This window comes from Vreelandella arctica (genome assembly GCF_037070215.1).
GTDB classification, from domain to species: Bacteria; Pseudomonadota; Gammaproteobacteria; order Pseudomonadales; family Halomonadaceae; genus Vreelandella; species Vreelandella arctica.
This window is the reverse complement of sequence record NZ_JBANSN010000020.1, coordinates 12,761-38,342: the sequence shown is the minus strand read 5'-3', so window position 1 is coordinate 38,342 and position 25,582 is coordinate 12,761. Positions and strand designations below refer to the sequence as shown.

28 protein-coding genes are annotated in these 25,582 nt (G+C 52.0%); 14 read left to right on the top strand and 14 right to left on the bottom strand.

Translation table 11 applies throughout. The annotated features are described in order from the left end of the window. Window positions 1-53: 53 nt before the first annotated feature. The 12 genes from V8L70_RS16130 to V8L70_RS16075 form a co-directional block, all read right to left on the bottom strand. Complete coding sequence (locus V8L70_RS16130) at window positions 54-1,343, bottom strand: methyl-accepting chemotaxis protein (protein ID WP_101145860.1); 1,290 nt, start codon at window positions 1,341-1,343, stop codon at window positions 54-56. A 119-nt stretch (window positions 1,344-1,462) separates the two neighbouring features. Next, complete coding sequence (cheW, locus tag V8L70_RS16125; protein WP_101145822.1) at window positions 1,463-1,960, bottom strand: chemotaxis protein CheW; 498 nt, start codon at window positions 1,958-1,960, stop codon at window positions 1,463-1,465. Further along, window positions 1,957-4,050 (bottom strand): chemotaxis protein CheA, encoded by a 2,094-nt coding sequence (gene cheA, locus V8L70_RS16120; RefSeq protein ID WP_101145823.1) that lies wholly within the window; start codon window positions 4,048-4,050, stop codon window positions 1,957-1,959. Before cheA ends, cheW begins: the two co-directional genes overlap by 4 nt. A 52-nt stretch (window positions 4,051-4,102) precedes the next feature. Then, complete coding sequence (gene motB, locus V8L70_RS16115) at window positions 4,103-5,029, bottom strand: flagellar motor protein MotB (protein ID WP_101145824.1); 927 nt, start codon at window positions 5,027-5,029, stop codon at window positions 4,103-4,105. After that, entirely contained in the window at window positions 5,026-5,895 is an 870-nt protein-coding gene (gene motA, locus V8L70_RS16110; protein WP_101145825.1) for a flagellar motor stator protein MotA, read from the bottom strand. The genes motB and motA overlap by 4 nt, the downstream gene beginning before the upstream one ends. Window positions 5,896-6,147: 252 nt before the next feature. Further along, on the bottom strand, window positions 6,148-6,690 hold the full coding sequence (gene flhC, locus V8L70_RS16105; protein WP_101145826.1) for a flagellar transcriptional regulator FlhC: 543 nt from the start codon (window positions 6,688-6,690) through the stop codon (window positions 6,148-6,150). After that, window positions 6,687-7,019, bottom strand: a complete 333-nt coding sequence (gene flhD / locus V8L70_RS16100; protein WP_101145827.1) for a flagellar transcriptional regulator FlhD — start codon at window positions 7,017-7,019, stop codon at window positions 6,687-6,689. Before flhD ends, flhC begins: the two co-directional genes overlap by 4 nt. A 106-nt stretch (window positions 7,020-7,125) precedes the next feature. Beyond that, on the bottom strand, window positions 7,126-7,419 hold the full coding sequence (locus V8L70_RS16095; protein ID WP_101145828.1) for an EscU/YscU/HrcU family type III secretion system export apparatus switch protein: 294 nt from the start codon (window positions 7,417-7,419) through the stop codon (window positions 7,126-7,128). Next, complete coding sequence (fliK, locus tag V8L70_RS16090) at window positions 7,403-8,662, bottom strand: flagellar hook-length control protein FliK (protein ID WP_198556015.1); 1,260 nt, start codon at window positions 8,660-8,662, stop codon at window positions 7,403-7,405. The genes V8L70_RS16095 and fliK overlap by 17 nt, the downstream gene beginning before the upstream one ends. Next, window positions 8,659-9,069: a flagellar protein FliT gene (gene fliT / locus V8L70_RS16085; RefSeq protein ID WP_101145829.1), complete on the bottom strand. Its 411-nt coding sequence runs from the start codon at window positions 9,067-9,069 to the stop codon at window positions 8,659-8,661. Before fliT ends, fliK begins: the two co-directional genes overlap by 4 nt. Window positions 9,070-9,076: 7 nt before the next feature. Then, on the bottom strand, window positions 9,077-9,493 hold the full coding sequence (fliS, locus tag V8L70_RS16080) for a flagellar export chaperone FliS (protein WP_101145830.1): 417 nt from the start codon (window positions 9,491-9,493) through the stop codon (window positions 9,077-9,079). Window positions 9,494-9,695: 202 nt separating this feature from the next. Beyond that, complete coding sequence (locus V8L70_RS16075; RefSeq protein WP_101145831.1) at window positions 9,696-11,384, bottom strand: HD domain-containing phosphohydrolase; 1,689 nt, start codon at window positions 11,382-11,384, stop codon at window positions 9,696-9,698. A gap of 320 nt (window positions 11,385-11,704) precedes the next feature. Between V8L70_RS16075 and V8L70_RS16070 the strand changes: the two genes are divergently transcribed. Next, window positions 11,705-12,073 (top strand): flagellar protein FlaG, encoded by a 369-nt coding sequence (locus tag V8L70_RS16070; protein WP_101145832.1) that lies wholly within the window; start codon window positions 11,705-11,707, stop codon window positions 12,071-12,073. Window positions 12,074-12,077: 4 nt separating this feature from the next. Here V8L70_RS16070 and fliE read toward each other — a convergent pair whose 3' ends face one another. Next, a complete protein-coding gene (fliE, locus tag V8L70_RS16065; RefSeq protein ID WP_101145833.1) occupies window positions 12,078-12,410 on the bottom strand; it encodes a flagellar hook-basal body complex protein FliE in 333 nt (110 codons plus the stop codon). 255 nt (window positions 12,411-12,665) lie between these two features. Here fliE and fliF point away from each other — a divergent pair, with 255 nt between their 5' ends. The 13 genes from fliF (at window position 12,666) to fliR (ending at window position 24,209) form a co-directional block, all read left to right on the top strand. After that, the gene (gene fliF / locus V8L70_RS16060; protein WP_101145834.1) at window positions 12,666-14,447 is read left to right on the top strand and encodes a flagellar basal-body MS-ring/collar protein FliF; all 1,782 of its coding nucleotides are present in this window, start codon (window positions 12,666-12,668) and stop codon (window positions 14,445-14,447) included. Beyond that, window positions 14,440-15,447, top strand: coding sequence for a flagellar motor switch protein FliG (gene fliG / locus V8L70_RS16055; protein WP_101145835.1), 1,008 nt, complete (start codon window positions 14,440-14,442; stop codon window positions 15,445-15,447). Before fliF ends, fliG begins: the two co-directional genes overlap by 8 nt. Beyond that, window positions 15,440-16,210 (top strand): flagellar assembly protein FliH, encoded by a 771-nt coding sequence (locus V8L70_RS16050; RefSeq protein WP_101145836.1) that lies wholly within the window; start codon window positions 15,440-15,442, stop codon window positions 16,208-16,210. The genes fliG and V8L70_RS16050 overlap by 8 nt, the downstream gene beginning before the upstream one ends. A gap of 11 nt (window positions 16,211-16,221) precedes the next feature. Next, complete coding sequence (fliI, locus tag V8L70_RS16045; RefSeq protein WP_336270144.1) at window positions 16,222-17,628, top strand: flagellar protein export ATPase FliI; 1,407 nt, start codon at window positions 16,222-16,224, stop codon at window positions 17,626-17,628. Further along, the gene (gene fliJ / locus V8L70_RS16040) at window positions 17,625-18,077 is read left to right on the top strand and encodes a flagellar export protein FliJ (protein WP_101145838.1); all 453 of its coding nucleotides are present in this window, start codon (window positions 17,625-17,627) and stop codon (window positions 18,075-18,077) included. Before fliI ends, fliJ begins: the two co-directional genes overlap by 4 nt. A gap of 19 nt (window positions 18,078-18,096) precedes the next feature. Further along, entirely contained in the window at window positions 18,097-19,566 is a 1,470-nt protein-coding gene (locus tag V8L70_RS16035) for a flagellar hook-length control protein FliK (protein WP_101145839.1), read from the top strand. A gap of 175 nt (window positions 19,567-19,741) precedes the next feature. After that, the gene (gene fliL / locus V8L70_RS16030) at window positions 19,742-20,218 is read left to right on the top strand and encodes a flagellar basal body-associated protein FliL (protein ID WP_101145840.1); all 477 of its coding nucleotides are present in this window, start codon (window positions 19,742-19,744) and stop codon (window positions 20,216-20,218) included. A gap of 21 nt (window positions 20,219-20,239) precedes the next feature. Continuing rightward, on the top strand, window positions 20,240-21,295 hold the full coding sequence (gene fliM / locus V8L70_RS16025; protein WP_101145841.1) for a flagellar motor switch protein FliM: 1,056 nt from the start codon (window positions 20,240-20,242) through the stop codon (window positions 21,293-21,295). Beyond that, window positions 21,292-21,813: a flagellar motor switch protein FliN gene (gene fliN / locus V8L70_RS16020; protein WP_101145842.1), complete on the top strand. Its 522-nt coding sequence runs from the start codon at window positions 21,292-21,294 to the stop codon at window positions 21,811-21,813. Before fliM ends, fliN begins: the two co-directional genes overlap by 4 nt. Then, window positions 21,810-22,253, top strand: a complete 444-nt coding sequence (gene fliO / locus V8L70_RS16015) for a flagellar biosynthetic protein FliO (RefSeq protein ID WP_101145843.1) — start codon at window positions 21,810-21,812, stop codon at window positions 22,251-22,253. The genes fliN and fliO overlap by 4 nt, the downstream gene beginning before the upstream one ends. A gap of 8 nt (window positions 22,254-22,261) precedes the next feature. Next, complete coding sequence (fliP, locus tag V8L70_RS16010) at window positions 22,262-23,074, top strand: flagellar type III secretion system pore protein FliP (RefSeq protein WP_101145844.1); 813 nt, start codon at window positions 22,262-22,264, stop codon at window positions 23,072-23,074. Between the two features lie 69 nt (window positions 23,075-23,143). Then, entirely contained in the window at window positions 23,144-23,413 is a 270-nt protein-coding gene (gene fliQ, locus V8L70_RS16005; RefSeq protein WP_101145845.1) for a flagellar biosynthesis protein FliQ, read from the top strand. A 4-nt stretch (window positions 23,414-23,417) separates the two neighbouring features. Next, complete coding sequence (gene fliR, locus V8L70_RS16000) at window positions 23,418-24,209, top strand: flagellar biosynthetic protein FliR (RefSeq protein ID WP_101145846.1); 792 nt, start codon at window positions 23,418-23,420, stop codon at window positions 24,207-24,209. Between the two features lie 63 nt (window positions 24,210-24,272). Here fliR and flgL read toward each other — a convergent pair whose 3' ends face one another. Beyond that, window positions 24,273-25,571 (bottom strand): flagellar hook-associated protein FlgL, encoded by a 1,299-nt coding sequence (gene flgL, locus V8L70_RS15995; protein WP_101145847.1) that lies wholly within the window; start codon window positions 25,569-25,571, stop codon window positions 24,273-24,275. Window positions 25,572-25,582: the final 11 nt, after the last annotated feature.

The following is a 25,582-nucleotide window of genomic DNA, read 5'->3' as shown; positions in this document are numbered from 1 at the left end:
TACCTTTTTAGTGTTTGTTATTCATTAAGAGCGTGCCTGCCCTACCAGACACATTAAAACGATGCCCACTCTTCGCTGTGTTCTGCTGATTGTTTGTGACTCGCTAGGGGCGAGTGTGCTACTACAGCCAGGGCTGGCGTAGGAATGGCAGAAGAAGAGTGATGGTTTGATGTTTCAGTGACACGGAAGCGCTCCACTGCTTCACGTAAACGAGCCGCTTCACTTTCCAGCTCATTGGCACTTCGCGCCGCCTGCTGAACCAGTTGGGCATTTTGCTGCACCACCTGATCCATTTGTGCAACGGCTTGATTTACTTGGCTAATACCGCTGCTTTGCTGTGCAGAAGCGGCGGCAATATCATCCATAATGTCACTAACGCGCTGAACAGCCGCCACTAGATCTTGCATCGTTTGCCCGGCTTGATTGACGCGCTGGGTGCCGGTATCGACTTTATTGAGCGAGGCTTCAATCAGCGTACGGATCTCTTTTGAAGCAGCGGCACTGCGGCTGGCCAGGCTACGCACTTCCTGTGCGACCACCGCGAACCCCTTACCATGTTCGCCAGCACGAGCAGCCTCTACTGAGGCATTCAGCGCCAAAATATTGGTCTGAAACGCAATATTATCGATAACCGTTATGATATCCGACACTTGGTGTGAGCTAGCGCTGATCTCTTGCATGGTATCAACGATTTGCCCGACTTCTTCACCGCTACGTCGTGCAGTTAACGTCGCGCTACCGGCCAGTTGGCTGGCTTGGCGAGCGTTCTCAGCATTGTGGCCTACCGTAGAGGCTAACTGCTCCATGCTGGAGGCGGTTTCTACTAACGAAGATGCCTGCTGCTCTGTGCGTGAAGAGAGGTCGTTATTACCACTGGCAATTTGCTGGGAGCGCTCATAAATCGATGTACCGCTAGTACGCACGGTGCCTACCGTTTGGGAGAGAGAGCCCTGCATATGAGCCATCGCGCTGTAGAGACGCCCAATCTCATTGTTACCCGGCGAGGTAATGCGTTGGCTTAAGTCACCCTGCGCCATGCGCTCAAAATGACCCACCAAGCGATCTAACGGGCGCAGCACGTTGGCGGTCACCCCCCAGATCACCACGATAACCGTGGCCACCGTCATCGCTACGATGCCGAGTAACGCCCAACGTATTGTGGAGGCAAACGCACTGAAGGCGGCTTGCTGGGTCTGCACATCGTTCGATGCTTGCACGATTGCCGCGCCATGGTGCAATGCATAAAGGCCGATACCACTGGCAACTAAGACGAGTACTGATAGGGTCGCAAGCACTAAGCCCCAACTTAAACGCACCGTCATATTATTCATTAATTGCCGCATTTGCTGTGTCACGCCCTTTTCTCCACGCACAACCTGCGCTCTCGGTGCTTTCCATAGCGCGAGAGTGCATCATTAGGTAGAACGTAACCGGCATGTCCCTTATGCCTTGTTGTTTAGGTTTAGTGACTGCTGGTGCTGTCGACTAGCGCCATCTCTTCGCTGGTCAGCAGCTTGTCGATATCGACCAATACCAACATGCGATCATCTAGGCTACCTAAGCCACTCAGGAAATCAGACGAGAGCGTAACGCCAAATTCCGGTGCGGGCTTGATCTGATCGGGCGTCAGCGTCATTACGTCCGAAACGCCATCGACCACGATGCCGACCACGCGGTCTGCGACATTGACGACGATGACCACCGTCTGGCCGCCGTACTCGACGTTTTCAAGATGAAATTTAATACGTAGGTCGACAATCGGCACAATCACGCCGCGCAGATTGGTGACCCCTTTGATAAAATCAGGCGCATTGGCGATCCGAGTCACGTTTTCGTACCCACGGATTTCCTGCACTTTCAAAATATCAATGGCGTACTCTTCATCACCCAATGAAAACACGAGAAATTCGCGGTTTTCGGCTTCTGCGGCTAATACCGCCCCACTGTTGGCTTGACTCATAACGGCTCAGCCTCCTTGAAAAATGAAAAGTTTTGATTGTTCACTACTTTTTTGCCTGCTTCTTTTTTGTACCGGCTTAAGCGATGTAAACCGGTAATATCCAGAATTAACGCAACACTGCCATCGCCTAAAATGGTAGCGGCCGAGATCCCCGGCACTTTGCGGTAATTGTCTTCCAAATTCTTAACCACGACCTGCTGCTGCCCAATCAATTCATCCACCAGCATGGCGTAACGACGGCCTTCGCCCTGCACAATAACGGCAATGCTTTTGGTGGGATCGGTAATGGCGTTCTCAACATCCAGCACTTCGTGAATAGCGATAACGGGCAGGTACTCATCGCGCACTTTGATGACCACATCGTCGCCAGCCATGGCGTACATATCGTCTTTAGAGGGCTGAAGCGACTCAAGCACGGTTGACAGCGGCAGTATGAACGTTTCACCGCCGACTTTAATCGACATACCGTCCAGAATCGCCAACGTCAGCGGCAATACGATGCGCGTATTGGTCCCCTCACCTAGCTTCGACTGAATTTCGACGCGACCGCCCATGCTTTGAATGTTGCGCTTAACGACATCCATACCCACACCACGGCCGGAAACGTCGGTGACCTCTTTGGCGGTAGAAAAACCAGGGGCGAAGATAAGCTGAAAAACCTCTTCGTCAGACATGGAGTCAGAGACGTTAATGCCATTTTCACGGGCTTTAGCAAGCAGACGGTCACGATCCATACCGGCACCGTCATCGCGCACTTCAATCAAAATATTACCGCCTTGATGGCGCGCCGATAGCGTTAATTTACCTACACGCGGTTTGCCAATCGCTTCACGTACATCAGGCATTTCAACGCCATGATCAAGGCTATTGCGCACCAGGTGGGTTAATGGATCGGTGATCCGCTCCACCAGGCTCTTATCCAATTCGGTAGACTTGCCTTCGGTAACCAGCTCAATCTCTTTACCTAGCTTCCCGGCGGTGTCGCGCACTACGCGTGGAAAGCGACTGAAGACAAACTCCATGGGGATCATACGAATCGACATGACCGCCTCTTGGAGGTCACGCGCATTGCGTTGAAGCAGGCTCATGCCATTTTGCAATGAGCTATTACCCACTGACTGATCTTCTAAATCACTAACCGTTTGATCAAGCATCGACTGGGTGATGATCAGCTCACCCACCAAGTTGATAATTTGATCGACTTTATCCACAGAGACGCGGATTGAAGATGACTCGGCGGCGGCTTTTTTAGGTTTCTCTTTGGTCGCTGCTTTTGTCGGGCTCGCCTTTGAGGCTGTTTTTTCCGCAGGCGCTTGCGGCACAGGAGCCGAAGCTTCTGGCTCAGAGGTTGCTGGCGCGGAGTTTGATGACTCAGCAGCAACGCCCTCGACAGCCGTAATCTCAATCTGATCTGGCTCGATAATAAAGCACATGACCGCTTCAATATCGTCTGCACTGTCGCTACTTTTAAGGATGACTTCGTAGCGCTTTGCGTCGCCGGATTGGGACTGCACTTCGCCAAGCTGCTCTAACTCTTCAACCAGCAAAATGCGGTCTTTATCGACAACATTCAGCAGTGCCACTAACAGAAGTCCGTTTGCGCCTTGCTCTTCGCTACTGCTTGCTTCTGCGCTGTTTTCGCTGGTAACAGGTGAAGCCTTGGGCTCAGCCGCTGGAATAGCGGGTCCATCTAACTGTTGCCCAATTTCATCCAGGGCAATCTGTTGTAGCGTTTGGCAAATGCGCTCAAATGCCTCTTGGTTTGGCTCCTCTTCGCTACGGTAGGCATCGAGTTGCTCATGCATGATGTCTTTAGCCTCTAAAAAGGTATCCACGAGGTCGGCGCGCAGCGTTAGCTCACCTTTACGTGCGTAATCGAGAAGGTTTTCCAAAATATGCGTGGTTTTCTGTAACACGACAAAACCAAAGGTCCCAGCTCCCCCTTTGATCGAGTGGGCGGCACGGAAAATAGCATTGAGCTGTTCACTGTCTGGATCATCAACATCCAGCTCCAACAAATGCTGTTCCATATCCGACAGCAGCTCTTCTGCCTCTTCAAAAAAGGTGTCAAAAAAATCCGCTATATCCATTCACCGCTCCACCCTTAACGTCGCTTTTATGAAAGGCTCTGACAGGCTCAGGTCACTCTGGGTCTTGCGCCTGAGGCTCGTCTTGTTGTGGTAATTCTGTTAGCGCTTCAGACGCATCGTCTGGCAGTGAAGCTCCCGGGCCCATAATGGCTGGATTACGGATCGCTTCGGCTATTTCTGGCAGCAGCACCACCAGCTCTATGCGCCGATTAATGGGGTCTGTTGGCTCAGTCTCCGGCAACATGACACGGTCTGCAAAGCCTGATACGCGAAGCAATTGATCTGGGTCAAACCCGCCGGCAATAAGCTCTCTACGCGACGCGTTGGCGCGATCATTGGAGAGTTCCCAGTTGCTATAGCCGCTATAGCCTCCCGCATAGGGAACGCTATCGGTATGGCCCCCAATACTTAGTTCATTGGGTAGCTCGTTAAGTAGTGGTGCGATAGTACGCAGTAGGCTGCGCATATAAGGCGCGACTTGGTCGCTACCCAACTCAAACATGGGCCGCTGATCCGTATCTAATAACTGTATGCGAAGCCCTTCTCGAGTGAGGTCAAAGCGCATCTGAGAGCGCAACTGACGTAGCTCGGGATCTCGCTCGATAGCTCGCTCAATACGCTCTTGCACATTCATAAAGAAGCGTCGATCCTGCGAACTAGGGCGAGAGCGCTGAAGGCTATCAATCATTGCCCGCTCCCCATCGCTATGAGTGGGATCCGGCCCACCGCCAGGAATCGCACTGGTACTACCCGAACGATCGCCCCCCGTAATGGCGCTAATCAGTGGGGTACTGAAATACTCTGCTACGCCCCTGCGCGTCTCTTCGCTGGAAACGCTCAAAAGCCATAGCACCAAAAAAAAGGCCATCAGAGCGGTCATAAAATCCGCTAGGGCAATTTTCCAAGCACCACCGTGATGGGTATGGACGACTTTTTTGCGTCGAATAACGATTGGACGCTTGTCACCACCCTTACTCATGCGCTACCGGCCTTTTTTGCATCTCTCACATACTCTTCAAGCTCTATAAAGCTCGGGCGCTCGGCGGTAAAGAGTGCTTTGCGGCCAAACTCAACGGCCAACTGCGGCGCGTACCCATGCAAGCTTGCAAGCAATGTAATGCGAATACACTGCAGCATTTTTTCGGCTTCTTTAGCCTGCCGTTCGATGTAGCTTGCGAGAGGGCTAACAAAGCCATAGCCCAGCAAAATACCCAAGAAGGTGCCCACTAGCGCTTGGCCGATCATTACGCCCATCTGAGCTGGCGTAGCATCGGCATAGGTGAGTGTTTTAACGACCCCCATCACCGCCGCCACAATGCCGAAGGCAGGCATGGCATCGCCGACTTTGGCAATGGCATCAATGGGGATATGGGCTTCCTGCTCGAAGACTTCAATTTCATGTAGCATCAACTCATCGATTTCCATAGGCTCCATCCCGCCACTGACCATTAAGCGCAGATAGTCCGTCAGGAAATTCATGATGTGGGGATCAGCTAATACCGTTGGGTGCTCTTGAAACAGAGGGCTCTCTTGCGGGTTATCAATATCGCGCTCAATGCCTAGCATGCCCTCGCGGCGAATTTTGGACAGTAGCTTGTACTGCAGCGCCATGAGCTCCATATAAAGCGCTTTGTTATATTTTTTCGCCCGTTTGAGCCGCGGCAGAATTTTAAACGTTGCTTTGATCGCTTTGCCATTGTTGGCAGCGATAAATGCGCCAACCCCCGCACCGCCAATGATGAGTAGCTCTAGCGGTTGGTAGAGAGGGCCTAAACTGCCGCCTGCCAGTACATAGCCGCCAAATACAGACAGCAATACAATCACATAGCCTAGAGGTATCAGCACAAGCAAGGTCCTTGCGGTATTCAGTATTAAGTAAGGGAACCAAAACTTAGCCACCTGATCTGATGATTAAGAAATGTTCCATCCAAAGCACAATTTAGTCCCATTATACTAGGGCTAAGCTGCTGTTTAATGAAAAAGTACCATTAGCTTTTGTGGCTATCTACGCCGTTGCACTCATATTTTATTATTAAGTACCTATCCCTACGTCTTATACCTTAATTACAGCTAATGGGCGCGTAGAAGATTGAGTTGTTACATTTTTTCACTATTTTCCTGCTGGGCTTTGCGTGTTTTCCCCGCCCGTGAAGGTGGTTGGCATATGCCACATACATAGTGCTGTGCAGGGCTATGCGCATGTGCCACAAACTGCCCGGTGCAACGCGTACACTGATTGCGCTGTAGCAAGTCACTTTCAAAAAACCGTACTAATGTCCAAGCGCGCGTCAGCCCAAGCACCGGCTCCACCTTTTCCAACGACATTTGCTCGTCATAAAGCCGATAAGCTTTAACGAAGGCATCAATTCGTTCACAACCTGCGGTCTCTTTTAGGCTGATATAAATGTTGAAAAACAGCGACGAATGAATGTTGGGTAGCCAAGTAATAAACCAATCAGTAGAGAACGGTAGCATCCCCTTGGGGGGCGACATGCCCCGCACTTCCTTATACAGCTTGATCAAACGCGTGCGGCTTAATTCCGTCTCGGTTTCCAGCACCTGCAAGCGCGCACCCAGCTCAATCAACTCGATTGCCAGTTGCACTTGGTGCATTTCATCGACCAAGCTTTTCTGGCTCACTTCACTTCTCCTGACGGCATTGGCTCAAATGGTTCGCTAGCCAGCAGCAGCGAAGCATGGAGCCCAGCCAAACCCTGGTCACGAGGGTTGTCAGTGAGCTGGCGCAGACGCTCGGCACTCGTTTGGCTGAACCGGCACAATAGCTGGCTGGTGCGTGCCAGTTTGGTAAGCTGACGAGCATTGAGCGACACAAGTAGCTCAGCAACCTCGCTATCTATTTTCAGGCGAAACATGGCGGCCTCGCGATCTTCATCAAGCAAGCGCTGCGCCAGAAGTAAATAAGCTAAATTTATTTCCTGAATTTCATCGAGAAAGTTGGTTTGACTCATGATGTCCCATTAAATGACTCAGGCGCGATATGTTGACCATTGTACTGGCGCCATTAATGACTTTTTATTACCTATCCTCATGGTTGCATACAACGTCTGTAATTGGCTACTCAGGCATTTCACGATGACTTAGCCCTTCTTCTGAAAGCTCAAACACCCATACCAAGAGTTCCGCGACAATTTGATAGAGTCCGGCGGGGATTTCCGCGTCCAAATCTAGCTGCATCAAAAGCGCTACCAGCTCGGGCGCATCGTGCACATAAATACCCTGACGCTGTGCCTCTGCCATAATGCGCTCGGCCAGATCTCCATAGCCTTTCGCCACAACACGAGGGGCACGGTCATTCTCTTGGTAAGCCAGCGCAACAGCTTGACGACGACGCTCACCCGGCGTGTCCATGGGCTACCTCCGCTTCGACATAACGTGCGCGAAGCTGCACTTTCTGTAAGTCTAAAGCACTCAGGCGCTTCTCTAACGCTGGTAAACCAGCGTTAATTCGTTGATGGGCCTCTGTGCTTTCAGTGGTGAAGTCGATACTCAGCACATTTCGGTAGAGCCATAACGAAGCATTGAACGACCCCAAGTTAGGAACGTCTAGCCGCATATCTGAGCGCCAACCACCCTCTGGCTCACCCTCTTGCTGCTTGTTCTCTTGCCCCTCTTCACGAGCGGGCAAATTAATCACTAAGGCCATAAAAATACCTGCCCAAACATCGCCTTCCCAGCGAATAGTGGGCATCACCAACATCTCAAGCTGCTGACGCACTAGGCTCTGTAGGCTTTCATGCACGACATCCCGCGCTGGACGGTTAGCTATCAGCTCAGTCACTTCCCTTGCGTGACTTAGATCTACTCTTGCTTGATTACTCTCAGGCGCTGAACTGGGCATAGCAGCTGAAGGCGCCTGGGTAGCCGCACCTGGTGAATTCATAAGCGGAGCAGCCGCCACTAAATTCTGCCGAGGCGCCAAGCCATTTTCTTGAGTCACCGGTACTAACGGCACGTTAGGCAGGATAGTTACCCCTTGCCCAGCCGCCTGAGCCCCCGGTGTGACCAATGGTGCTAATCCCGTTAACCCATTGGTGACGCCCAACCCAGCGGGTAACAAGGGCGCCAAAGGGCGCGGCCCAGGCTGCATTTGAGGTTCATTCATTAACTGTTGGCGGGTTCCCGCGCCCTGGAACCACCGTTTTAAATGCGACTCGTAGAACAGCCCGCTGTCGCGGATGCTCGCTTCCAAGCGGGTCGCAACGGCGCTGACTCCGGGTGCTTCTGGGCTGGTGAAAAGAGGCGCTTCGGGTCGCATGACGGAGGGAGGTGCTGGAAAGCGCAGCAGCACGTCAGCAATAGTTCGTGCAGCGGGGCTAAAATGGGTTTGGGTTGACCCCGGCGGAGAAGGCAGCGGCTCACCGCGGGGTAGCGCTTTTCCACCATCAAGAGGAAGGGGCAAGCGCTTTAAATCATTTAATGGTGTCGCTGGCGCTCTTCCATCTAAATTAGCGTCACGCATTACGGCACGCGGCCCTTCTCCAGGCGCAACGGGCTTAACTGGTTGATCTAACGCCCGCTGCAGCGACACCTCCCCTTGTCGCCCTAACACTTGGTTCAAGAGCGTATCAATGAGAGGGGTAATACCGCTCACGATGACCCCGTAACATCAGCATCATCGGCGGCATAGGACACCCCTGCGCCCTGCTGGGGTGCATAAGCGCGATGCAAGTCGCGCTGACGTTGCGACACCCCAATTAGCTTACCCAGCTCATCTCGACGTGCTACCAAGCGACGCCGGATATCAACATCGTGCTCAAGTATGCTCTCAAGCAACTCTGCCTTTCGTTGTTGGGCAGCACCGTCAAGCAGCACGGTCGCATCCAACTCACGCAGTTGCTCCACTAACACAACATAGTTGGTACGTTGGTCAATGAGCTCGGCCCACTGCTCAGCATTGGCAAGTTCATGCATGTATTCAACGCTGCTCAATAGCGCTTCGTAACTAGCAAGCAATGACTGTTGAGCATTTTGGTCACAAGCGGTGGTAGAAGCTAACATTATTGCCTCACGCGCTCTGCTGTTGGCCAATATCGCGCCACGCTGAGCCAATATCTTCAAGCAAACGCTCGGCTTGATTTAAGCTCTCTTCATCGTTACGCAGATTAGCCGCCAACAGCAGGCGTACAATATAGTCATACAAAGACGCTAAGCGCTCGGCAATTTCTCCACCTTTCTCCTGATCGAGCGCGGCGGCGAGACCGTTATTAACGATATCAAGCGCTTTTGATATCGATTTACCTTTCTCAGCTATATTGCCTGCCTGCATATGAATGCGGGCAGCGCGAATAGCCGCTTGAGCGCCGTCAAATAACATCACAATAAGTTGATGTGGGTCTGCCGACATCACTCCGCTTTCTACGCCGATACGCGCATAAGCGTTAGCTCCACGCCCATAGGCGGCGCCACCGCGAGAGTAAGTCATAAGCGGAACTCCTGTGCGTGGTTTGGTTATCGCCTATAGCGGGGAACCACGAAGATTAAAAGATATAAAACAGCAAACTGCACGCTGCTACTATTAACTATCGGCGCGAGCCAGAGGGACTTTAACGTCTCGCAATGCTTTTTTACCCAGGCCTATTTGACGGCAACGAATGGCTAACCATTCACTAGCGCTTTTTGCACTTTCAGGTAGAAACAGCGATTTCGCCTACCGTTCGCCCAAGCCGCTCAGTGACATCGTCCTTTACTATCGCCCCGACATTGTCACGCATGGGCGGTTCAGCTTGCGGTGCAAGCAACACCTCGGTGGGATTACCCTTTGCATCTAGGCGCAATATCCAACCCTGTTGCTGGCTGGAAAAACGCGCCAGCGAACCCACAGGTAGCCCCTTGAAATGCTCGATATAGCGCTTGATCCAACGCATATCGAATTGATGTGGATGCTGTAATAAATGACGATAAATTTGCTGTACCGTTTTAGCGGGACGATCAGCGCGGTCACGCCTCATCGCCTCGACCACATCAACAACAGCACTGGCTTTCGCTAACTCACTGAGCTCAGTCCCACCTACTCCCTCAGGATAACCACTGCCGTCCATACGCTCATTAATCCCTCCAATAACGGCCTGCACAATCGCCACTGACAGCCACTGACAGCCGTGCAAGCGATCTAACAGCAACTGGACATGCTCGCTGACTACTTTTCGATGACTTGCCTCAAAATGCGGCGCCTTAAACAACACCTGGGGAACCAGCGCCTTGCCAAGATCATGAATAAGACCACTGGCGACAATCGCTTTGCGCAATTCTCGCGGCATACTCGCGCCCACAAAATCAAGCAAATGAATGGCCACTGCAATGCCGTGGCGCACCACCAAAGGCTCTGGAAATAAGCAGCGGGAGGCAAACAGCAAGGCTTCACGATCCTCATCGTGAAGATCCAATATTCGATCAGCATAACGAGAGAGCTGGCGCCCATCGATATCACTGCCTTGCTGCAACGATAGTAGCTGCGCATCTAAATAGGCGGCTACCTTTACCAGTCGTCGCGCCATCGGCGTGGCGTAACGCTTAACATCTCGTCGCCCCAGTAGCTCGTCTGCGCCAGAACGCTTATTCGGTAATACAAACAGTGGAGAGGGCTGGCGCTCGTCCTGTTGCTCTTTGTTATAACGGGCAGCCTCACGTTCAATTTCACACACAAAATACCAAATTTGGCGTTCTTGCTCCGCGCTGCACTCAACGAAGTTAAAACCAACACGCAGCAGGTGCCGTTCAGCATCAGTTTTTTGATGCCGGGCATCGCCAAGCACTTCAAAATAAGTGCCGTCAGGAAAGGTAAACGCCAACTTTAGCGAGTTAGCATCTTCTGCCAATAGACCACTGGCCGCTAACGGCAACTCAAGTTGGCAGCCGTCTTGGGAAAGGTCTTTTAGCTCGCCAGCCACCTCGGCATCCCCACTACCCAAACTGGCCGCCACCACCATCCCCATTCGCAACTCGGCGCGAAAGGATTCACGGCGCTGAAGTACGTCTAACGTCGCAGGGTAATCACTGCAACACAAAAAACGCCCACCTGCATGGCGCGTTTCCGTCAAGTGCAAGAGAGGTGTTTGAACCACTTTCCCCTGAGCCTGCCCGCGCAAGTAGAAAGCAGCACCGCCCTGCAAGTGGTGAAGCAAATAATCAACCGAGGAGAGATCCATCACCAAGGTTTGGTCCCGATGCTGCTCCATCAATACAATAGGTTCTGGACGCGCATCAGCCGTGGCGAGACACAGGGATACTCCGCCCGTTTCAATTAGCGCGTTCAGCAGAGACTCAATTACCGTTGTGCTTGCTACTGTTTCAAACTCATCCTGCTGCGCTGCCATGCTCGCCTCACTTACTCTTATGCGTTAATTAGTTCACCGCAAAGCGCAGAAGCATATCAGATGCCAACAGCGGGGCGTATGCACAAAAAGCCATCATTCCTATGCTTATTAAAAGACTATAGAAGCAGAGGCAGAAGAATATGTATCTGGCTCTTGCGCCAACAAACAGCCCCCCCCCGGTGCAGCATAAAGTTTTTCTGCGCCATGCCGATAAAAAGGTAGAGGCGTATATTGATAATTAAAAATCCAAGCTGAAGCCGCCGTTACTCGCTGCTGCACCACAACCGGTTGCCAAAGCTAACTAAAGAGGAATGTGCCCCATGAGTTCATTACCCCCTGCTGAAGCAACCAAGCCGCTGACCTCGGTTCTCACCAACCTAAACCCGGGACAACGGCTAGAAAACACGCTGGCCCAGCTAGCGCCAACGAACATTCAAATTAAAAATATCGACCAAGACGAACGAGAAATCTCCGCTGACAAACTTATCGAGCCCATTCAACGCATTAACGAAGCGATGCGCCCACGCGGCTTAGAGTTTGAGTTAAGCGAAGAGACATCACGCGTCATTACACGAGTAATCGACCGAGAGTCTGGAGACGTCATACGCCAAATTCCCGCGGAAGAAGTACTAAAAATTGCTGAGCGGCTAGAGGCAATGCAAGGGCAGATCATCTCTTTGGAAGCCTAAAGCTCTACACTTGCATATTCATAACGTCACGATATGCAGACACTAAGCGATTGCGAACCTGAAGCCCCATTTGAAAAGCAACGCTGGATTTCTGCATATCAACCATCACATCGTTGAGCTGCAAGTTAGGGTCGCCCGCCTGGAAAGCCATCGCCTGGCTGTTAGCCGTTTGCTGAAGACGGTTAATACGCTGAATGGAAGCCTGCAATTCACCGCCAAAACCGCCGTGCCCTACCGCTGTTGACGCCTGAGCACCGCTAAGAGGCTGCGTGGATGCCGCCTGAGTTGCCAAGCCTTGCATTTGTTGTAGCGTAGCCTGTATTGCGGGAGTGCTCATACGCTTACCTCAATTCGCAAAAAAGAACTAATGCAAAAAGCCTAACACTGAAGTGATTAACCTCATACAGACAAATGCGCATAAAAAGCGAAGCTTATCGCTCCTTTAGGCTGGACTAGTCACCGGATAATGGCGTCCATCACAATTCCGCTTCATCATTTTGGCGGATAACCGCGATTGACGGATATAGCCTATGCCTTCTTTGGTGATGCGCCTGGGCCGACGCCAGTTTTGCCTGCCCCTTAGGAGGGTCGCATGAGCGAAACCGGTGCAACGGCAGGCCGTCAAACTAGTACGAATCAAGCCGCCCCTCGCAGTGGCGGTACCGCTAATGGAAATTCCGAACGTGATGCCGCCAGCGACTCGGCCTTTGGGCGTACGCTGAAGCAACTGCGTGGTAATCCATTGGTGGCGCTACTCATCGCCGGCGCCGCCTCTATTGCCATTGTGGCAGCCCTCTTCATGTGGGCAAGCAGCCCAGAGTATCGCGTTCTTTATAGCAACTTGAGCGAATCCGATGGCGGCGGCATTATCAACGAGCTTGATGCCCGCGGCATTCCCTATCAGTTCAGCGAGGGCGGCCAAGCATTAATGGTGCCTAGCGACCAAGTCCACACCTTGCGTTTGCAACTAGCTGAGCAGGGCCTTCCCCGTGGTGGCAATTTGGGCCTGGAACTGATGGATAGCCAGGCGTTTGGGATTAGCCAATTTGCTGAGCAGATTAATTATCAGCGCGGCCTGGAAGGCGAGCTGGCGCGCTCAATTGAATCACTAGGGCCAGTCGAAGGCGTTCGTGTTCACCTCTCCATGGCCAAACCATCGGTATTTATTCGCGATCGTGAACCTGCGAAAGCATCTGTGGTGCTCACGCTATTACCCGGCCGCGTGCTGGGTGAAGGGCAAGTTAGCGCTATCGTCCACATGGTCTCAGGCAGCGTTCCCGACCTTGCTGCTGAAGACGTCACCGTGGTTAACCAGGATGGTCGCTTGCTGTCTGCCGAAACAGGCAGCGGAAACGATCTCGATGGTTCGCAGCTTGAGTATATTGTCGAAGTTGAGCGCTCCTACCAGCAGCGTATTGAACATATTTTAACGCCCATTTTAGGTCGCGATAATGTGCGTGCCCAAGTTGCCGCACAAATAGACTTCTCACGACGCGAGGAAACGTCTGAACGCTACGGCCCCAATCAGCCACCTAACGAAGCCGCCGTGCGTAGCCGTCAGCTCAGCCTTGCCTTTGATGGCGAAGACCCATTGGCCACTGGCATTCCAGGTGCGCTAAGCAATACACCGCCAGGCACCCTGCCCTCCCCTATTAATGAACCAGCGGAAGAGGGCGACCCAGAAGTTGACGACCAGCAAGAGGACGCGCCCCCTGAAGCGCTGCGTAACTTACGCCAAGACGACGTTATCAACTACGAAGTTGATCGCAGCATTGAGCATGTGCAACACCGTCTCGGCCAGATCGAGCGGCTATCGGCGGCAGTGGTAGTGAATTACCGCACAGAAATGAATGACGAAGGCGAGTGGGTAGATGTTGCCCTAACGGACATTGAGATCGCTCAAATTGAGCGCCTGGTTCGTCAAGCAATGGGCTTCTCGCAGCTTCGTGGCGATGAGGTAGAAGTCGTCAATTCACCCTTCGCGCGCAGTGTTGATGAAACCACTGACGTCGTGTGGTGGCAGCAACCCAACACCCTTTCAATAGCCGCCACTGTAGGTCGCTACTTGCTGGTTGCGCTGGCTATCTTATTACTCTACCTACTGATTTTGCGCCCCTTAATTAAGCGCTATACCCAATCCCCGGTTATGGCAACTGCAGTACCTGGCGGTACGTTGGCCGCGAGCGTAGGCGACGAAGATGGCGAAGAGGGTGAAGAGTCCTCTGATGAGGGCGATGAGACCTACGCTAAGCCCAAGCGGCGGCGTAAGACCTCACTTTATGAGCATAACCTCAATGACCTGCGTGAAATGGCCCAGGAAGACCCCCGCATGGTCGCGATGATCATTCGTAGCTGGATGAATGCTAATGAGTAGTTCAATTGCTGAAATGAGCGGTGCCCGCAAGAGCGCCGTCTTATTGCTTGCACTCGATGAAGACAGTGCCGCTGAGGTGTTTAAGTACCTTGGTGCCAATGAAGTGCAAGAAATTAGTATGGAGATGGCCCGTCTGAATCAGGTCTCCCATGACGACATGAAAGCGGTGCTCGAAGCTTTCCATAAAGAAACCGAAGAGTTTGTAGCGCTTAACCTGAATTCAAGCGACCACATTCGCTCGGTGCTGACCAAAGCACTGGGTAGCGAACGCGCCACTAGCCTGATCGAAGATATTCTCGAAACGACGGGCGGCAACTCTGGCATCGACGCACTCAATCTCATGGAAGCCTCCATGGTGTCTGAGTTGATTCGCGACGAACATCCACAAATTATTGCGACTATTCTGGTTCACCTGGATCGTCATCAAGCTGCTGATATCCTGGAGCTATTTGAAGAGAAGCTACGCAATGATGTCGTTCTAAGGATTGCCACCTTTAGCGGCGTTCAGCCCGCCGCCTTACAGGAACTGACCGAAGTGCTTACCAGTATGCTCGACGGCCAGAACCTCAAGCGCAGCAAAATGGGCGGCGTAAGAACAGCGGCCGAGATTCTTAACTTAATGAACTCTTCTCAAGAAGAGACCGCCATCGAAACAGTTCGCTCGCACAGCGAAGATTTGGCACAGAAAATCATCGACGAAATGTTCCTATTCGAGAATCTGCTCGACCTCGACAACCGTGCCATTCAAATGGTGCTTCAGGAAGTCGATACCAACTCGCTGGTGGTGGCCCTTAAAGGTGCTCAGGACGCCTTGGTGGACAAATTCCTGCGCAATATGTCGCAGCGCGCCGCCGATTTAGTGCGCGAAGATATGGAAGCCCGCGGCCCCATCCGTGTCTCTCAAGTGGAGACCGAGCAGAAAGCCATTTTGCAGGTTGTGCGGCGCTTAGCTGATTCAGGTGAAATTGTCCTAGCAGGTGGAGATGATGAGTATGTCTAATACTCACTCGCCTAAATTTGATCGCCATGGCGATTGGCGCCGCTGGCAAATGGATGAGCTGGCCACCACGGCTGAGCGCGTTGCTGATGGCGAGGAACCCACGGCTCACCAACGCAAGGTACAGGCGGCGCAAAAGGCAGCCGAACTGGCGCGCCAGCGTGAAGAGAAAGAGCGCCAGGAACTCCATGACCGTATTCGCCTGGAAGCGGAAGAAGAAGGCTATAAGGCAGGCTTTGAACAGGGCCACAAAGAGGGAATGGAAAAAGGCTTGTCAGAAGCCGCTGAGCAGGCACAAGTGGAGTTACAAGAGCAAATTCGGCTAACCGTTACCCCGCTACAAAGCCTTGCAAAGCAATTCTCTGATGCACTAGAGCGCATTGACGACACCATCGCCCATGACCTGGTTGAGTTAGCGCTAGCGACCGGCAGACAGCTTGCCAGTGATGCCATACAGGAAACGCCTGAGCAGATTTTAGCGATGGTGCGCGAACTTCTGCACACCGAGCCGCCCTTGGTAGGTCAGCAGCGCTTGTGGCTCAATCCCAATGATCACTCTTTGGTAGAAGAACACTTAGGTAATGAACTTAAGGCCGCCAACTGGAAGCTGCAGCCCGATGATCAACTTGCCCGTGGCGGCTGCCGGGTCACCAGTGCTCAAGGGGAAATTGACGCGACTTTCGAAAGCCGCTGGCAGACCATTCAAGCTCAGTCGCGCAAACGTGGCCTCAATTCACCACCACCTTCTAACGTCCCCACATCCTAGGCATATACGCTATGGCAGATACTACCTGTCCCCATCAACATCGCTGGAATAAGGCAGTGCGACGCACGCAGCAGCGCGTCAGTCATTTGCCGCGTTACCGCAATAGCGGTCGCGTCATTCGCGCGACAGGTATGGTGATTGAGGTGGTCGGGTTACGAGTGGCCGTCGGCAGCGCATGTCGCATTGAATTACCGGGCAGTGATGGTCGCTTGGCTGATAGTGACAAACACGCTGAAGCCGAGGTGGTCGGTTTTGCCGGTGACAAACTGTATTTAATGCCGCTAGAAGAGGTTTCCGGGTTAATGCCTGGCGCACGCGTTTCCCCATTGGATGAAGGCGGTAGCAACAGCGCACGGCGATTCCCAATAGGCGAAGATTTGCTAGGCCGCGTGCTTGATGGCAACGGCAACCCGCTTGATGATCGCGAAAACTTACTCAAAAACATAGAAGAAACGCCTCGTGCAACACTCAGCACGCCCTCTCTTAATCCCCTTTCACGCGCCCCTATTGAAGAACAGATCGATGTCGGCATCCGCGCAATTAATGCGCTGCTAAGCGTAGGGCGAGGGCAACGGATGGGGCTTTTTGCAGGTTCGGGGGTAGGTAAATCGGTGCTGTTAGGGATGATGGCTCGCTATACCAAGGCCGATGTGATTGTAGTTGGCTTGATTGGTGAACGGGGCCGTGAAGTACAGGACTTTATCGACAATATTTTAGGCCCGGAAGGTCGACGGCGTGCCGTGGTAGTGGCGGCCCCCGCTGACACCTCGCCACTGCAACGCTTACAGGGCGCGGCTTACGCGACCCGCCTAGCGGAAGGCTTTCGCGATGAGGGCCGTAATGTGCTGCTGATTATGGATTCGCTGACTCGCTATGCCATGGCCCAGCGGGAAATTGCCCTGGCTATCGGTGAGCCACCCGCCACCAAAGGCTATCCGCCGTCAGTGTTTGCCAAATTACCTAGTTTAGTAGAGCGCGCAGGCAACGCTGAGCGCGGCGGCGGTTCGATAACAGCGTTTTATACAGTTCTTACGGAAGGCGACGATCAGCAGGACCCGATTGCCGATGCTGCTCGCGCCATCTTAGACGGGCACATTGTGTTATCAAGAACGTTAGCAGAAGCAGGACATTATCCTGCCATTGATATAGAAGCGTCCATCAGCCGGGCGATGACCTCGATCACCGCTCCTGAGCAACTCCAGGAAGCGCGTGTTTTCAAGCAGTTGTTTTCGCGCTACCAGCGTAACCGGGACCTTATTAGTGTCGGTGCCTACAGCCCTGGTCACGACCCACAGCTCGACGAGGCGGTGAAACGGTTCCCTTCATTAGAGAACTTCCTTCAACAAAATATTAATGAGAGCGCAACGCTTGCCGATTCTCGTCAAGCGTTGCGCTCACTGGTGGGAGGGCGTACATGAGTACATCGCAACTCGAAATGCTAACCGACTTAGCCAGAGACTCTCGCGATCAAGCGGGCAAAGTACTAGCGCAAGAGAGACAAACAGAGCAGCAAACGACCGCTCAACTACAGTCGCTGCTGAGTTACCGAGCCGAGTATGCTGAGCGATTGCAGAAAGCGATGCGCGATGGCATTGACCCTGCCACCATGTACAACTATCAACAATTTCTAGCCTCGCTGGATACAGCCCTAAGCCGTGCCCGGCAAGCGTTAGCGACACAGCAGGCAAGCGTTCAGCAGAGTCAAAAGAACTGGCAACAAGAGCAGCGCAAGCTCTCTTCCTACGATACACTGGCGTCGCGTCGACTGTTAGAAGAGCACCGCCGCAGCGAGCGTCATGAACAAAAAACTAACGATGATCTGGTGACTAGCCGTTTGGCTCGTCAGCATAACGACACTCCGCATTAGCGGTGCCAGGGAACTGACCATGACTATTCACCAGTTGCTTTCAGCCAGCCAAAGCTCGCCTCAGACGCAGTCTCATGGCACTTTCAGCCGGCAAGATTCTCCCAACGGTTTTTTCCAGCAGGCGTTTTCACAAGCTTCTGCCGCGCAACGCTTGTCGGCACCTACGCTTAGTGAGAATGGCTCGTTACAGACAGCTTCACACCAAGCACAGCTCAATACACTCGGTAGCCTCTTATCTGACGCGCTAGAAATGGATAGCGAGGATTTGAACGCCGTCCTTGAAGCACTCGGGCTTGATCTCAGTGAAAGCGACTTATCTGATCTACTGGCTCAGCTTGAACTGCCGAATTCAAAGATCAAAGTAGACACGCTGGAGCTTAAGGGTGCGGAATCTGCCACGCCCCTTGACGAGATTGCTGCTCGTCTCGCCCTAATGGCTTCATTTTCTGAAAGTAGCCCTCAAGCACAGCCTGAATCACCAATGACTCCGGCTGCCTTCGAGATCATTACAGAACAGTTAAATATTAATCAGGATCAAGTCAACGAGCTTGCAGCAGCATTGAATTCCCTGATGAACCAAGCTCAAAGCGCCCAGCCTTTAGCTACTGCTTCTACACAGGATGGCAGCCCCTCTCTAGCGCTAGAGACTGTCGCCGAGCAGCTTAATATTAGCCAAGTTGAAGCAGCACAGTTGGTCTCCGCGCTAAATGGCCTGATTGCCCAACGCCAGGGTGGTCAGAGCGATCAATCCTTGCCTGTTGATACAGCTCGCTTAACCAGCGCTCCTGCACCGGCTATGGACATTCAGGCTGCTCCACGAGCTCAATCTGATACTTTCTTTGCGCAAGTTAATACCAGCGCTGCCGCCACCTCACAGATCAGCAGCGAAGCCCTAATGAGGGCTCTAATGACGCTTGAGGGAGCACCAAAAGGAAGTCAATCCAGTGAGCACTTACCTACAGGCTTTTCGTTAGCCGCTGGCAGTGGTCCGTTAGCTTCAACACCTTCTGCACAAGGGTTTACTCCCACAGTCGCCCCGACACCCGCTGCCTTAACAACGCCCTTTACAAGCCCTGCCTGGCCACAACAGCTTGGCCAACAGTTGGTGCAGATTTCACAGCGTGGGGGCGAACAACACGTCCAAATGCAGTTGAATCCAGCAGAGCTAGGGCCGCTATCTATCTCTTTAAAATTTGGTGAACAAGGGGCGCAAGCACACTTTTTGTCCGCCCATGCTCAGGTGCGACAAGTACTTGAACAAGCGATTCCTCAATTAAGGGAAGCATTGGCTGAACAAGGTATTTCGCTAGGCGAGACATCGGTAGGAGAACAGCGAGACCCTAATGCACAGGGCTTTGCCCAATCAGGCGGTGGACGAGGCACAGGAATAGGCAGTGACAGTGGCGATGAAGGCGAGGGTGAGAAACTCTCGTTAAGTGCCGAAAGCAGCCCACTGATCATCGATGGACGAGTCGACCTTTACGCTTAGCCCTTTACGCTTAATAGGGGTCGCCTGACTCTGTATGATTATTCTGGTGCCGAGCACACGAGATAACTAAACCAAAAGATAGGCTTGCCAAACAAGCCTGTTCATTTCATCACCAGCATGCGCTTTAGGCATAATACTTTGCTAGTGATACGCATGGAGTTCACAGGAATCGCAAATGGCAGAAACAAGCGGCGGGTCAAAAAAACTGCTCTGGATAATGATTATCTTGGTGCTGCTGTCGTCGATAGGCGCAGCGGTCGCTATTTATATGGTAATCGACCAGCGTAAAGATGGTACAGAAACGGCAGAAGTACAGCAGGCGATGGAGCGCGCGACGCCCATTTTTATGCGCATTGAACCCTTTACCGTCAACCTCGTCGATGACGGCTATGGCTCACGTTTACTCTATACAGGCGTGACCCTTCGCGTTGGGAACGAGGAAAGCAAAGTCATTCTTGAAGAACATATGCCCCAAGTGCGTAGCCGTTTATTAATGCTGCTTTCCGGCAAGCAGGCTGATGAACTTACCTCAACGGAAGGTAAACAGCAGCTTGCTCAGTCGATTGTTGACCGACTAAACGTCCCGTTAACGGAAAATCAGCCGCCGCTTGATTTGCGTGAAGTTTTATTCACTGAATTTATTGTGCAATAACCTCGGGAACTGGAGCCGTTCATGTCACAGGACGATCTACTGTCCCAGGAAGAAATTGATGCCCTGCTAAAGGGTGTTAGCGGAGACGATGAGTCATCGCCTTCCTCTTCCCAAACGCAAGATGAATCGCGTATTCGCGCTTACGATCCGGCGACTCAGCATCGCGTTATTCGTGAGCGCTTGCATGCGCTGGATTTCATCAATGAGCGTTTCGCTCGTTACTTCCGTAACGGGCTGTTTAACCTATTACGGCGTAGTGCAGACATCACAGTAGAGTCGGTACGCTATCAAAGCTTTAGCGAATTTTCTCGCAATGTTCCCGTACCCACGAACCTGAATATTGTGTCGATGAAGCCGCTGCGCGGCTCTGCACTTGTGGTGTTCCCACCTAACCTCGTTTTTATGGTGGTGGACAACCTTTTCGGTGGCGATGGTCGTTTTGTCACTAAATCGGACGGCCGCGAATTTACCAACACTGAACAACGTATTATCCAGCGCCTGCTCAATCTGGCAATTGATGCTTATCAAGAAGCCTGGAAGGTCGTTTACCCACTTGATGTGAGTTTTTTGCGCTCAGAAGTACAGTCAAAATTTGCCAACATCACTAACTCACCTAACGAAATCGTGGTGAATACCAAGTTCAATATTGAAGTTGGCAATCTATCAAGCAATTTCCAGATATGCATGCCTTACGCCATGATCGAGCCGTTGCGGGATTTATTGGCCAACCCGATCAACGATAGTAACCACGACCAAGATGGCAGTTGGTCGCGCCGTATGGCGAGTGAGCTACGTCAATCAGAAGTAGAGTTGGTGGCAGAGTTTGCGCAGATACCCAGCCGTATCGCCCATGTAATGGGGCTAAAGAAGGGTGATGTCCTCCCACTAGAAATTCCAAGCTCAATTACAGCCAGTGTGGATGGTGTGCCTGTTATGCAGTGTGAGTACGGCAGCCAACGTCAACAGCATGCGCTGCGTGTCTTACATCTGATCGACCATGCCGCTATGAACAGCGCATCGTCCAAAGACTTTATTAAAGTGCCTACGCGACAGAAAGCCAAGGAATCCAAAGCATGACTGATCCCAATAAGCCTAATCAGAACGTCTCTGAAGACGATTGGGCGGATGCCATGTCCGAGCAAGAAGAGACGGCCTCCAGCGCCGACGCCGCCAGCGAAGAGGAAGATCCGTGGGCAGCTGCCATGGCAGAGCAGGAAGCCGCTGAAGAGAGCTCAGAAGAGCCTGCTGACGAGCCAGAAGCCAAAGCGCCCGCTAAAGCCGCGAGTGATGACGTGTTTCGCCCGTTAAGCCCAGACAGCGGTTCCTCGCAGGCGCGTGAGCTTGAGATGATCATGGATATCCCGGTGAAGCTCACTGTGGAGTTAGGTCGTACCAAGCTAACCATTAAGCAATTGCTGGAGTTAGCACAAGGCTCTGTTATTGAGCTTGAAGGGCTCGCCGGTGAGCCGATGGATATCTTGATTAATGGCTATTTAATTGCTCAAGGGGAAGTCGTTGTTATTGAAGATAAATACGGGATTCGTATCACTGAAATCGTCACACCTTCCGAACGAATTCACAAATTGAACCGATGAGTGTTACTACCACCTCGGCGCAGAATGGCTCGCTTGATGCACTAGGCAATGGGGGCGAGTCATTAGTGGGCATGGCTATGCTGGGTAAAACCGCCGCCGCTTTAGCCCTCGTTATTGCGATCATTTTAATTTGTACGGCGCTTTTAAAGCGTTGGAGCAACCACACCACTCGTCATGGCGCTCACTTACGTGTCGTGGGCAGCACGGCGGTGGGCAACCGTGAACGTGTTGTCATCGTTGAAGTGGAAGATACATGGCTGGTTATTGGCGTTGGCGGGGGACGTATTACTAAGTTACACGAACGCCCGGCGCCAGAAGAGCGCGCCCCCACCGCCTCATCTCCTCCGTCTTCGCGCTTTGCGCGACGCTTATCTAAAGCGCTAGCCGCTAGCCAGCGCAAAGGGTCAGCCGCTCCCTCCGATCCCTATAAGACGCCATGAGGCAATGGATGCACCTTTCTTGGCCCTGTTTTTTTAAGCCATGTGTTTCAAAAGATTATATTGCTAACCGTGGTAGTCAGCGCTGGCTATGGCTGATTACCGCTATGGTTGTGTGCTTTATCGCCGCGCCAGCGCATGCTCAGCAAATACCCGGGATTATCTCGCAGCCCTTAGAGGATGGCGGGCAACAGTGGTCGCTTTCGCTGCAAACCCTGCTCTTTCTGAGCTCGCTAGCGTTTTTACCTTCAATGCTGCTGATGATGACCAGTTTTACACGCATCATCATTGTGCTTAGCCTATTGCGTACAGCAATGGGCACCCAGGCAACACCGCCCAATCAAGTGCTCTTGGGGATCGCACTGTTCTTAACTTTTTTTATTATGTCGCCGGTATTGGCACAGGTCTATGACAACGCCTGGGTGCCACTGACTAATGAAACAATAAATTTTGAAGAGTTTTTATTACTTGCCCAAGACCCCTTTCGTGAATTTATGCTTGCCCAAACCCGCGAGCCCGACTTGGCTTTATTCGTTCGCTTGGCGGATGTAGGCCCTATGCAAGGACCAGAAGAGTTGCCTATGCGTGTTTTGTTGCCTGCCTTTGTTACCAGCGAACTGAAAACCGCTTTTCAAATTGGCTTTACTATTTTTATTCCGTTCTTAATCATCGACCTAGTTGTCGCCAGCACGCTGATGGCACTGGGGATGATGATGGTACCGCCCATCACAATCTCGTTACCCTTTAAACTGATGCTGTTCATTTTAGTGGATGGTTGGCAGCTTATTATTGGCTCGATGGCTGAAAGCTTTTACATGATATAGCGTGTTGTTGAAATAGCTTTTTATATCAAATAAGCCGTGGCGTTTTATACGCCACATAGGATTTCTACGATGACCCCTGAAATGGTGATGAGCATTGCGTACCAAGGCATGCGTGTAACGCTTCTCCTTGCTGGTCCCATGCTGCTGGCAGCGCTATTCACCGGCCTTATCATTAGTCTGTTTCAAGCCGCGACTCAGATAAATGAAATGACGCTGACATTTATTCCTAAAATCCTTGCCGTGTTTGCGGTGCTGGTGTTTGCTGGCCCCTGGCTGATTGGCTTAATTACTGACTTTACACACCGCCTATTTACCAACATCCCTAATATGGTGATGTAAGCCGATGGTCGAAGTCACTTTCGCACAGCTACAAGGGTGGCTAGTGGCTTTTTTATGGCCGTTTGCGCGCATCACTGCCTTTATGGCCGCCTCCCCGCTTTGGGGGCACTCGAGTGTTCCCAATCAAGCCAAAGTCGGCCTTGCTGCCCTCATTGCCTTTGTGATTGCGCCGATTCTACCAACTATGCCGGCTATCGCCATCATGTCCTGGGCTGGCGTCGGCATTATGATCGAACAGATACTGATTGGCTTGGCGATGGGTCTCGTCATGCATATCATGTTTGCGGTTGTTCAAGCAGCCGGGGACTTTATCGGTCTTCAAATGGGCCTAGCATTTGCGAGCTTTTTTGATACAGCGAGCGGCACCAACATTATGGTGCTATCGCGTATTCTCTATATGATCACACTGCTCATGTTCTTGGCGATGAATGGCCATTTAATGGTGCTTGAAACCTTGATTATGAGCTTCCAAACGCTACCCATTGGCATTGGGACGTTCAACCCAGATGCGTTTATTTTGCTAGCCCGCTACGCGGGGACGATTTTTGCGGCGGGTATGTTATTGGCACTGCCGCTAGTGGGCTCCCTACTAACCATCAATCTGGCATTGGGCATACTGAACCGTTCCGCCCCTCAGCTCACCGTCTTCAATATTGGTTTCCCTACCTCGCTCATCGTGGGTCTGATATTGATGATGGTATTAATGACCGATATTAGCCGCTTTCTGCAGCGGCTATTTACTCAAGGATTAGACTTTCTGCAAAACCTAATCGAAACAATGGCACCTTTAACGTAAAAACCCCATGCTTTTTGTAAAGCCTGGGGTTTTTTAGTAAACCGTGTAAGAACAAAACGCTCGTTACATATAGTTAAATAGCGATAAGCCTTTAATATCGACAAACGCTTTTTGCGCTGCCTGCATACCTACTTGGCGCAAGCTATACTCAGAAATGGCTTCTGCGTAATCAAGATCGACCAGATCGGACAACGTTTGCTCATAGTTCAGCATACGGTTACTACCGACAGCATCAATAACATCAAGCTCATTGAGCCGCGCACCAGCAGAAGCGCGTACGGTTAGGGCATTATCTAGGCTGTTGTCCAGATCGCGCATAGCAGTATTCAAAGTGTTGCGCAGGTCAGCTTTTTTGGTTGGATCATCCGCTGGAAAATCCAAAACCCTGATAGCTTCTTCCATGGTTCGAAAGAGATCAGCACCACGAACGTCCCCACCAGCTTGTGCCACTAAAATCTCATCGTCTTTAGCTGGTTCACCCTCTAACGTAATATTAATACCGCCAAAGGATAACTGCTGACCTGCTCCCGTATATTCACCTTCAGCAACCAAACTACCAGCATCGGTTTGCCATTCATCATCTTCAAAACGCTGTACTTGGTAGATAAACTCACTTTTAGGGTCAGCGCCAGTATTTTCAGTGAATACAATGCGGTAATTGTCACCGTAGCCCTCGGCGTTTACATCACTTATCTGCGGACCAGTGAATGTTACGGTGCCATCGTTTCTAGCGCCCTCTCCAACTAGGCGCTCGCCCTGGGCACTAGTCTTGACCGACTCAGCTATATAGCCCGCACCGCTTGGAACGCTCTTGAAGATAGTCTCGCCATTATCGTTAACCGGCATTAGCCGCGAAGCATCCACGCGCTGTTCGCGTACATTACTATCGCCCTGATACTGCACACTGCCATCGGCTGACTTTACGAACGGCGGGGCATTATCTTTATAGCCCCCAAACAGGTAACGACCGTTACCATCAGTGGCATTGGCTTGGCCCAGCATCGTTTCATAAACGCCTTTGAGCTCACTGGCGATTGACTCACGATCCACGTCACTCAGCGTGTCACTCGATGCTTGAATCAAGAGTGTTTTGGCGCTAGTCACCGCATCGCTAACACTGTTTAAGATGCTTTCAGTCTGTGATAGCGAATTACGTGCCGATACTCGCGCATCGGCATACTGCTGTGTAACGGCTTTTGACTGGTCTACGCCCACTGCCCGTGAAGCAGCTTGTGGGTCATCAGAAGGATTCACTACCCGTCGGCCACTGGCAATCTGCTGGCTAACTTTCAAGAAATCGCTCTGTTGACGATTAATAGAAGCCGTACTTTGGTCGTACATAGTTACGCTGCTAATGCGCATGAAATAGACTC

Bases quoted from the DNA above. Each gene is read 5' to 3' on its own strand.
- V8L70_RS16130 (WP_101145860.1), bottom strand. From the start codon at position 1,343: ATGCGGCAATTAATGAATAATATGACGGTGCGTTTAAGTTGGGGCTTA.
- cheW (WP_101145822.1), bottom strand. From the start codon at position 1,960: ATGAGTCAAGCCAACAGTGGGGCGGTATTAGCCGCAGAAGCCGAAAAC.
- cheA (WP_101145823.1), bottom strand. From the start codon at position 4,050: ATGGATATAGCGGATTTTTTTGACACCTTTTTTGAAGAGGCAGAAGAG.
- motB (WP_101145824.1), bottom strand. From the start codon at position 5,029: ATGAGTAAGGGTGGTGACAAGCGTCCAATCGTTATTCGACGCAAAAAA.
- flhD (WP_101145827.1), bottom strand. From the start codon at position 7,019: ATGAGTCAAACCAACTTTCTCGATGAAATTCAGGAAATAAATTTAGCT.
- V8L70_RS16095 (WP_101145828.1), bottom strand. From the start codon at position 7,419: ATGGACACGCCGGGTGAGCGTCGTCGTCAAGCTGTTGCGCTGGCTTAC.
- fliT (WP_101145829.1), bottom strand. From the start codon at position 9,069: ATGTTAGCTTCTACCACCGCTTGTGACCAAAATGCTCAACAGTCATTG.
- fliS (WP_101145830.1), bottom strand. From the start codon at position 9,493: ATGACTTACTCTCGCGGTGGCGCCGCCTATGGGCGTGGAGCTAACGCT.
- V8L70_RS16075 (WP_101145831.1), bottom strand. From the start codon at position 11,384: ATGGCAGCGCAGCAGGATGAGTTTGAAACAGTAGCAAGCACAACGGTA.
- V8L70_RS16070 (WP_101145832.1), top strand. From the start codon at position 11,705: ATGAGTTCATTACCCCCTGCTGAAGCAACCAAGCCGCTGACCTCGGTT.
- fliE (WP_101145833.1), bottom strand. From the start codon at position 12,410: ATGAGCACTCCCGCAATACAGGCTACGCTACAACAAATGCAAGGCTTG.
- fliF (WP_101145834.1), top strand. From the start codon at position 12,666: ATGAGCGAAACCGGTGCAACGGCAGGCCGTCAAACTAGTACGAATCAA.
- fliG (WP_101145835.1), top strand. From the start codon at position 14,440: ATGAGTAGTTCAATTGCTGAAATGAGCGGTGCCCGCAAGAGCGCCGTC.
- V8L70_RS16050 (WP_101145836.1), top strand. From the start codon at position 15,440: ATGTCTAATACTCACTCGCCTAAATTTGATCGCCATGGCGATTGGCGC.
- fliI (WP_336270144.1), top strand. From the start codon at position 16,222: ATGGCAGATACTACCTGTCCCCATCAACATCGCTGGAATAAGGCAGTG.
- fliJ (WP_101145838.1), top strand. From the start codon at position 17,625: ATGAGTACATCGCAACTCGAAATGCTAACCGACTTAGCCAGAGACTCT.
- V8L70_RS16035 (WP_101145839.1), top strand. From the start codon at position 18,097: ATGACTATTCACCAGTTGCTTTCAGCCAGCCAAAGCTCGCCTCAGACG.
- fliL (WP_101145840.1), top strand. From the start codon at position 19,742: ATGGCAGAAACAAGCGGCGGGTCAAAAAAACTGCTCTGGATAATGATT.
- fliM (WP_101145841.1), top strand. From the start codon at position 20,240: ATGTCACAGGACGATCTACTGTCCCAGGAAGAAATTGATGCCCTGCTA.
- fliN (WP_101145842.1), top strand. From the start codon at position 21,292: ATGACTGATCCCAATAAGCCTAATCAGAACGTCTCTGAAGACGATTGG.
- fliO (WP_101145843.1), top strand. From the start codon at position 21,810: ATGAGTGTTACTACCACCTCGGCGCAGAATGGCTCGCTTGATGCACTA.
- fliP (WP_101145844.1), top strand. From the start codon at position 22,262: ATGCACCTTTCTTGGCCCTGTTTTTTTAAGCCATGTGTTTCAAAAGAT.
- fliQ (WP_101145845.1), top strand. From the start codon at position 23,144: ATGACCCCTGAAATGGTGATGAGCATTGCGTACCAAGGCATGCGTGTA.
- fliR (WP_101145846.1), top strand. From the start codon at position 23,418: ATGGTCGAAGTCACTTTCGCACAGCTACAAGGGTGGCTAGTGGCTTTT.
- flgL (WP_101145847.1), bottom strand. From the start codon at position 25,571: ATGCGCATTAGCAGCGTAACTATGTACGACCAAAGTACGGCTTCTATT.